Source organism: Mesorhizobium sp. M1227 (assembly GCF_040318315.1).
Taxonomy (GTDB): Bacteria; Pseudomonadota; Alphaproteobacteria; order Rhizobiales; family Rhizobiaceae; genus Mesorhizobium.
Genome location: NZ_JAMYLZ010000047.1, coordinates 31,014 through 39,668, shown reverse-complemented (window position 1 = coordinate 39,668; position 8,655 = coordinate 31,014). Strand labels below are relative to the sequence as shown.

5 protein-coding genes and 2 pseudogenes are annotated in these 8,655 nt (G+C 61.4%); 3 read left to right on the top strand and 4 right to left on the bottom strand.

Annotated features, from left to right (window positions below; genetic code table 11):
- Positions 1–438 precede the first annotated feature (438 nt).
- Positions 439–1,013: pseudogene (locus tag NKH28_RS31090) on the top strand (IS91 family transposase); the annotation flags it as partial.
- A gap of 477 nt (positions 1,014–1,490) precedes the next feature.
- On the opposite strand, the gene NKH28_RS31085 reads toward NKH28_RS31090, so the two are convergent.
- Together NKH28_RS31085 and traA are read right to left on the bottom strand one after the other, a co-directional pair.
- A complete protein-coding gene (locus NKH28_RS31085) occupies positions 1,491–1,706 on the bottom strand; it encodes a helix-turn-helix transcriptional regulator (RefSeq protein WP_352981124.1) in 216 nt (71 codons plus the stop codon).
- A 131-nt stretch (positions 1,707–1,837) separates the two neighbouring features.
- Positions 1,838–4,828 carry a Ti-type conjugative transfer relaxase TraA gene (gene traA / locus NKH28_RS31080; RefSeq protein WP_352981123.1) on the bottom strand — a complete coding sequence of 997 codons (2,991 nt, stop codon included), beginning with the start codon at positions 4,826–4,828 and terminating at the stop codon, positions 1,838–1,840.
- A 172-nt stretch (positions 4,829–5,000) separates the two neighbouring features.
- Between traA and NKH28_RS31075 the strand changes: the two genes are divergently transcribed.
- A complete protein-coding gene (locus NKH28_RS31075; RefSeq protein WP_352767454.1) occupies positions 5,001–5,327 on the top strand; it encodes a conjugal transfer protein TraD in 327 nt (108 codons plus the stop codon).
- Between the two features lies 1 nt (position 5,328).
- Entirely contained in the window at positions 5,329–5,595 is a 267-nt protein-coding gene (locus NKH28_RS31070; protein WP_352767456.1) for a conjugal transfer protein TraD, read from the top strand.
- A 60-nt stretch (positions 5,596–5,655) separates the two neighbouring features.
- Here the strand turns inward: NKH28_RS31070 and NKH28_RS31065 are convergent.
- Together NKH28_RS31065 and NKH28_RS31060 are read right to left on the bottom strand one after the other, a co-directional pair.
- Positions 5,656–5,736, bottom strand: a pseudogene (locus tag NKH28_RS31065) (ParA family partition ATPase); the annotation flags it as partial.
- Between the two features lie 10 nt (positions 5,737–5,746).
- Entirely contained in the window at positions 5,747–8,497 is a 2,751-nt protein-coding gene (locus tag NKH28_RS31060; protein WP_352981122.1) for a TM0106 family RecB-like putative nuclease, read from the bottom strand.
- Between the last annotated feature and the right edge of the window lie 158 nt (positions 8,498–8,655).

Here is an 8,655-nt window from a genome sequence, read left to right as displayed (position 1 = left end):
AGAACGGCGACGGTGGTGGCGGCGCCATCTTCAGCTACGGCTGGTAACGGCCGATAATCGGGGCGCGAGCGGGACTCGATCCCCTTGCGCGCGACCCAATCATGCGGGCCGAACATCTCGGCAGAGCCGAGGATGTCGGCGCTGCGCAAGCCTACCTCGACGCCGCATATCGCGAGGCCAGCGCCTACCACCACGACGGGGCCCTGGAATTGATCGGGCAGGGACTGGCTGTGAAGAGCAACGCAGGAATGGAACCCGGTCTCTATTGCGCCCGCGGCGACATTCTGCACAATCCAAGTCTCGTGCGGCCTATGAGGAGGCCTTGGCACTGGCCATTGAGGAGAAAGACCACTGCCGCCCGCATCGGTCTTGCCGCGGTCAACCGCGTCACGGACGACCTCGATGGCGCCTTTGCCGATCCGAGAGCAGCGGAAGAGATTGCGGAGATCAGGCGATCTGGCCTTCTTCGGGGATCTGGCCGGGCTTGAACTCGCCGACGCCTTCGCCGCCTGGCTCGCGCCGCTACGCAAATCCGAATGGGTCGTCTACGCCAAGCCCCCATTCGGCGGTCCCGAGGCTGTGCTGGCCTATCTCAGCCGCTACACCCATCGCGTGGCGATCTCGAACAGCCGCCTGATCAGCGCGGATGCCGAGACTGTCACCTTCCGCTGGAAGGATTGCCGGATCAAGAACGGTGACCGTCAGAAGGTCATGCGGCTGGCCACCGACGTGTTCATCCGCCGCTTCCTGATCCACGTGCTGCCCGACGGATTCCACCGCATCCGCCATTACGGCCTGCTGGCCGGAGCAGGCCGTAAGGCCAAGTCGCGAAGATCAGGAAACTGCTCGGGGCGGAGGCCCCCTCACAGGATGAAGCGCCAAGCGTCGAGATCACCCCGCTCACTCTCAGGGAGCCATGCCCGGAGTGCGGCGGCCCGATGCGCATCCTCGAGATATTCCGCCGCGGCCAGCAGCCCAGATCCCGGGCGCCACCGAGGCAGCAGGCCGCATGACGAGATCCCCGTCACATTGCCCAAAGCTGAGCCCGATCTGCCCTGCATTCCGGGACAATGTCGGTTTGCGCCAAGCTTTACCGAACACGGCAAAATCGCCGAGACACAACGGCAGACGGCCTCAAGAACCAACCCTCATCACATCATCGGCAGCTTTTGGGCCAACCCGATTGCTGCTGTCGTGCCCGCCGGTCACTGCCAGCCCCGCGCTTTCCCCATAGGCGATATGTTCACCGCAGGATCTCGATGCTGGCTCCCGCCACCGACCGCTCTTGCCAATGGCAGCTTTCTGGAGGCTAGGCACTTTTGGACATGGGGACGCAAAGCAGGCTACCAGCCGGAATGTCAGCTTCCGGGTAACGGCGCAGCTCACCGCTAAGACCGAAATCAGGCGCGAAGCGGGCATATCGCGGCAGTCCTTGGTGATTGAGCCATTGTCGCACTACTACTAGCTGCACTTCGGCCCAAGCCGCGCGATCAGTCATCGATTTTGGACTCATTCTTTGGCCGCCATCTGATGGGATCAGTGATCCATCTATTGATGTCGGATTCCCGCCAGCCCGCGCCGTTGACGCTGATCCTGATCTGGGCCGGGAAGGTGCCGTCGGCGATCTTGCGGTAGATGGTGGACCGCGACAGCCCGGTCCGGACAAGGACGGTTTTGAGCCGAATGATACGGTCTGGTTCGCGCACGGCTGGCCTGCCTCCTGCCGGCTATTTCTGACAACTGTCGAGACCAGGTAGGGCGGACCGATACGGACGCGCAAGGGGGATCGCTACCGCGTCGTAGCGCGGCGTGGAAACGGCGGTAAATCGGACGGGGTCTAGATTCCGATGCCTCGCCCCCTGCCGAGTCCGATGCCGTGCGTGAAGGCGAGTTCCGCGCCGAGGCGGCGGCCTAATTCGATCTGGATGCCGAGGTCACTCTTCCGGCTGGCAAGGAGGGATTCAAGCTGCGGATCGCGTTCGAGACTTTTGGCCATGTCGCCCATCGCCGACCGCGTAGCCTTGTAGGCGGACATGTCGCCCGCCTGATACTGTCGTTGGCTGGTCTGGTCGAGCTTTTGCCAGCGCTCCACCAAGCGGTCGGCGCGGCGGCCCGGATCGGTGCGCAGTTCGGTTTCAAGCTGGAGGGCGCGGATGGCGCGGTTGACTCGGCCAGCGCCAGCCTCGCGGGCAAGGTCGGGGTCCTTGACGTAGGCCGCTTCGGCATCTCGCCAGCCATGTGGGCGCACCTCCTCGAAGGCTTTGCGGGCATCGGATAGTTCGCGCATCTGCACCGGGTCGGCCTTGCCGCCCGCATCCTCAGTGCTGAATATGGCATACACGGCGCGGGCATGACGTTTGAAGGCGTCGGTTCGGCCTCGGCGCAGCGTTGCTTCGTGATCCTCGGGGGCCTCTCTGGCGGGCGCTGTGGTTTCGCGCCGTGCCTCCATTCCGGCGCTTTCCCGTTCCGCCCTCCCACCCTCCGGGCCAGGCGCAGTGTCTGCGGGCAGGCGCAGGCCGTCGAATAGACCGCCGATCCTGTCGCGCAGCTTTTCCGGGACGACCCTTTTGACGATCTCGGCGACACGCTCACGGAAGGTGATGCCTCGTCGCTCGGCATAGCCTTGCACCGGATCGCGCTGTTCGTAATCCGACGCCATGTCCTTTGCCCGGTCGCGCGACAAGGTGCGGACAAGCCGGTCCTGCGTGGCAAAGTCGTCGCGGCCATAATGCAGGTCCATGCCGTCACGGTGCCGCGACAGAGCGACATAGCTGCCATGAGCGTCCAAGCCAGGCGTCGCCAGCACATGGGTGTGGTGCACGGTCATGCCTTGAGCCTTGTGGATAGTCGCCGCATAGCCATGGTCGATGCGGTCGTAGTCCTTGAGGTCGAAGCGCACGGAGCGGCCGTCGTCGGTGCGCACCGACATGGATTGCGTGCTGACCTCTTCGATGGCGCCGAGCGTGCCGTTCTTCACGCCAAGGCCGCGTTCGTTTTGCAGGAACATGACGCGGTCCCCGCTGGCAAAGCTCCGCTCGCCGCGCTCGACCGTGATCCGCACATCATCACCGAGGTCGCCCGCCGCCCGCATCCGTTCGCGTGCGGCTTCGTTAAGCGCGCGCACCTCGTCATTGGTGTGGGTGAGGATGATGCGACTTTCGTCGGGCGCTTCCTGCCGGTCGCGGTCCCATCGGTCGATCAAATCGTCCCGCGCCTGTTCCCGCGTTGAGGCCTCATGCACCATGCCATGCGCATCATAGGCATGGATCGCAGCGCCAGCCCTGCCGGTTGCTAGATCGCGCGTGGCGTCCCGCTGCCAGCCTTCGCGCTGGCGGCGCACCTCGCCGGTTTCTGCCCCGCCATGACGGTCGTGGATCGAACGGAAGGCCGCGCCCGCCTCTATTGCTTGCAACTGCTGCGGGTCGCCGACCAGCACGACCTTGGCTCCGGCCTCGGCAGCATGGGACAGCACCCGCTCCAACTGGCGCGTGCCGACCATGCCCACCTCGTCGACCACCAGAATATCGTGCGTGGCGAGCATATCCCGGTCCTGTCCCCAACCATGTTCCATGCTGGCGATGGTGCGCGAGGCGATGCCCGATCCGCTTTCGAGATTTTCCGCCGCGATGCCGGAAAGTGCTGCGCCCCTGACCTGATAGCCCGCCGCTTCCCATGCCTCCCGCGCCACGCCCAGCATTGCGCTCTTGCCGGTTCCGGCATAGCCGACAATGATCCCCAGATCGCGCCCGTCCGTGATGTGCACTAGCGCGTCGGACTGCTCGCCCGACAGCACAAGTCCGCGCGCTTCTGCTCGAGCCAACGCCGCCTGCCTGTCGGTATCGCTTACCTCATGGCGTTCCCTCTCGGCCATGAGTTCGGCAGCATCATGCAGACGCTGTTCGGCCTCGATCATCTGGCGGGTGGTGAAGCGATCCTCGCCCCTGCCGTCCTTGCCGAGTTCGACCAGGTCGGGCGCGCCGCGAATCGCGTCCATCACCTCGTTGAACTGATCGATCCCGTCGCTGTGCCGGTGCGCGAACTTTGCGATGTCGCGGCGCGTGAACGTCGATTGCTGATGCGTGATCGCATCCAGCGCGAGGCCTGGATTAGCGATGATGCGTTCGCCGTTGCCGTGCGCGATCTCGCGGTGCAACTCGGCGCGGTCGGCTTCGGTCCCCTGATCCTCGATCCGATGCGCAGGCGCGCCGATCTGGCTTTGCGGCTCAAGCGCGATGCCCTGCGCTTCAAGGCTGCGATGGTCGATGCACGCGTCTATGTCGAGTTCGGCCATGCGCTCATTCGCAAATTCGGCCCAACGTTCGCGCCAGCGTTCGACCATTTCCGTCCGGTTCCAGTCCCGCACCTTCTGGCCGAAACCGTTTTCGTTTACCGCGCGCATGGTCAGCATGACATGAGCATGGGGTTTGGGCATGCCGTCCTCTGCCATGTCCCAATGCACATTGAGATCGGCAATCATGCCCCGGTCCACGAATTCCGACTGCACGAAGTCGCGGGCAAGCTCGATGCCCTGCGCTTCGCTCATCTCGCGCGGCAGGGCGAATTCGACCTCGCGGGCAAGCTGCGCATCCTTCCTGACCTCGAACGCCTCGAGATCGTTCCACAGCCGTTCGCGGTCACTCCATGCTTCGGGCGCATTCTCCGGCAGCATGACTTCGGAATGGACGACGCCGCGCTTGGCGGAAAAATCCTGGACACGGTCAAGTCGTTCGTCGCGCAGCCGCGAGGCCGAACGATAGGCAGAGGACGCCACCGCGCTGGAGCCGGACTTGCGGCCAATGACCTTGACGTGAAGATGATAGATCGCCATCGCGACCGGATTATTTGCACGACAAAGCCCACGTCGGCACGACGTATAAGCGCGCCCTCCCTCGAAAAAATCTCGGGAGCGACCAGCCCGTCCCGAGCCGTCCCGGCAACCCAGGAGCATTCGGCAAAGTGCTCACCTATCATCATTGCATCGACAACTCATGGAGACGACGATGCGCAAACCACGGGACTTCGATGCGGAACTGAAGGCGCTGGAAGACAAGGCGCGAGACCTCAAAAGCCGCAAGGTGCAGCAGCTTGGCGAACTGGTGATCGCCACCGGCGCCGATGCGCTCAGCGCCGAGGAACTGGCGGGTGCGCTGATCGTGCTGGCCGAGACCAAAGAAGCCGGAAAGCGGGAGGCATGGGCGAAACGCGGTGCGACGTTTTTCCAGAGCCGAGCGCGGCGATCTCCTTCGGCATCTGAGCGTAACGCTGGCGGCGCTGCGACGGACTCGGGCGGCGCGCAACCGCTACCAGGCGGCACGGGCGCAGCATGACATGCGCACATGGCAGGTCGAGCGCCGCAAGCGCACGCGGCACCTGATCGAACTGGGCGGCCTCGTCGTCAAGGCCGGGATCGTGGACCTTACCGGCGATGATCGTGCCACAATCTATGGCGCGCTACTCTGGATGGCTGACAAGCTCAAGAGCGAGGACGGCAGACATGCGCGCGGCGTCTGGACAAAGCTGGGGAAGATCGCGTTCGAGGCGGAACGGAAAGAAGAGATGCCTACCGTCGCGCAGGAACAGCAAGACCGGGCATGACCGATGGCCGCGGAGACCCCAAATATCGCAGCGCTGCCCCCCATCGCGCAGCTTGCCGCGCTCGAAGACAAGCCGGCCGGACTGCGCGGCGTCAGCGAAGACGACGCGCTGGCCAATGGTGCTGGCGAGCACCGGCGGATCACTGGTGTGGCTAGGAACAAACAGACGGTTCGACTTCAATCCTGCCAGATCGGAGGAAATCCAGAAAGCGAATACCCCGGCATCGTAATGTCTGCTGCACACTCAAGAGAACGCAGTATTCGTTTGTACCTTTCGGCGTGCTAGAAGCCATCACGTTCCGAATACGGGTAAACGCCCGAACTGCGTGCTCGGCGTTATTGTTGTTCCAGGGAACGCCGTCATAACCGAGGAAAGCGAAGAGTTTTTCCTTGTTCTTGTCGATTCTCTTTTTCAGGGCTATCCCAACCTCTGTCGCACATCGCAGTTCCGCCACGTCATTGAGAAATCGTTCGGCCGACCGCTTGTGCTTTCCGAGATTCCGCTTCTTTAACCCGTATCTATCGATGGTTTCGACGATTTCCCGTAGCAGCGAACCAAACCGCGTGGCGATGAACGTCAGTTCTTCGTTGAACGGGTGCTTGAGCACATCCTCGTTAATATCTCGCATTAGGTGGATGAGGCATTTCTGCTGCTGGCAAGGTACCGCGTCATATGCGCCGTAGAAGTCGCTGACCAATACGCCCTTAAAGCCTGCTAGCACCTCGTCTAATATCGATGCTTCGCGCGATGACGAGTACACGTAGGCAATGGACGTCAGATTGGCGAATGTCCAGACGTAATGGCCGCCACCGTATACGACGCCCTTGGTCTCGTCGGCATTTACCAGGGGACCGCTTCTGATCTGTTCGAGGATCCAACGATACGTTGGCTCGTAATACCTTGCCATCGCGGATTTCACGTTGTGCACCGCGGATGCCGTTATCGACAGATTGAAAAGAGTGGCGACGTGCTCAGCTGTCTTTTGGCGCGATAGGCGCATATCGATCAGAAGGTAGATGATGTAGGCGCAGAGGTTCTGGCCATATTTCGAGCGCCTCTGATAGATCGTCATTTCTGCCTTGCAGGCACCGCACCGATAACTGTTGTACCGGTACCGGACGACCCATCGCTTGATCCCACGGCGCGTAAACTTCAGATCGAAAACAGTTTGGGACAAGCGTGTGGCAACCCACATCTTCGATGCGCCGCATCTGGGACAGCACGCGGGTTTGTCATCGACCGTTACCTCCTTTTCCACGGCCACCTTCTTGACGGGTTTCACACTGTTCTCGATGGTTCGCCGTATCGCCTTATCGGTTCGCACATAGACCTTTGACCTCTGGTAGTCCCAGTATGCGGCCGCGTTGATCTTCTCGAATTCAGGCAGTGCGCTGGGAAATTTCCCGAAGGTCCGTTGGAACCCGACTTCCAGAGATTCGACGTTCACGGTTTCCAACTTCGTCTTGCCGCCGGACTCGCTGGTGCCGCAAATACGAGCGAGGGCCTCGGCGACCAGCTCGGCCGCACGGCAGTCTTCAATGTTATATGCGATCAGCTCGCGCCGGAGGCTCTCGTCGGAAGTAAGTTCCCAACATCGCCGGATAAGCATAGCGGCGCTGCCTGACGCTTGTGAGCAGGTCCATTCAAATCCGAGCCACCGGGCGATGTCCTTCAGACCGTTTGAGTAGGTGGGGAAATAGATTCTTCCGTAGATGCAGCCCAGAAGGTTCACCGCCCCGTCGATGAGTTGATCGAGAAAGTCGGCGTCTTCAATTGACGCCGTCCACCGCTCCCTCATGGCTTTGAGAAAGCGGCTTTCATATGCGCCGTGATGCACAATCTGCGGTTTTTCGACCAGCTTGAGGGCGCACAGGCATTGCCGCCAGATTTCGCGCTCGCCTTCCGGCCCGTCGGCCCAAAAGGACTTCTCAACAGGAATGCCTTCCGCTTCGTATCTAAGGCCAATGAGGTAATAATAGTCCCGGTCAGGAACACCCTCAACGTCCATGAAAACTGGCATCCCTTGGATCGATAGCGTTGGAGAACCGACGACGTGGGTCTGAGCTTTCTTGATGGCGAGGGCCTTGAGCTTGTGATCGTGTTTCACCGGCGGGCTTGCACGAGGAGCCGTCGACTTAATTCGCCTTCGGCGTCGCGGACGATAGCCATAGGAAAGCTGGGTGATGGTTGAAATGCCCTTTTCCCCGTTTTGCGACCGTTCCTTTGCGGTCATGGCTCCGAGGAGACTCAGGTTTTCCCGTTCGACAGCGACGGCTCGGCACCGCGTCTGGAAATCACATATTGCGCAATGCTTGTTCAGGACGAGCGGCGGCGGCTCTCTGTCAAGAGAAGCCGATGCGACTGCCTCGACGATCTGTCGCGTTTTCGGGAGGTGGTCGGCAATCTTGACGGTCCTGCCGCAGTAGCCTTCACCGTAAATGACTTTTCCGCACGACGGAATTTCTCCTCCGATCGCCTGCTGGATCGCCATAGCCCCGAAACAAACGAGAAGATCGTCGGACCGGTCACGCTTGTTCCACGCAGAAAAAGCAACCGGGACATAGCCGTGACCAGGGTCAGATCTCTCGGCCTGGCTGCCTACCCGCACGGGCACAGGCAGGTCGCACCCGTACGACGTGGTCTCACAATCCACGAGCAGGGTGGACATGCACTCAGCGGAAACGCCGGTCAGCCGCAGGTGATCGAATGATACTACCTTATTGGTCGATCCAAAGCCAAGGTTTTGGCTCACCCTGGCTTTGTACTCGGCCGCAATGCACCCGCGCGTATCAGCGAAGACGCTGTCTGGCGACTTCTCGCCATGCACCATGAGATATGCTTTCGTCGAGCATTTCTGGTAAGCGGCAAAGACTGCCGCACTGATGTTCCCATTCGCGTCCATCTCGTTCGAACCATACGAACTGCATCGTGAGCGCAAAAGGAGGCAGCTGCCGAAAACCCGCTCGTCGCCACCGCCGTCACTAGAGATTACAATGTCGATTCAAAGTTTGCCGTCGCAGAGCAGCGCCTTTCATTTCCGGAAAGCCGACATTCTTACCG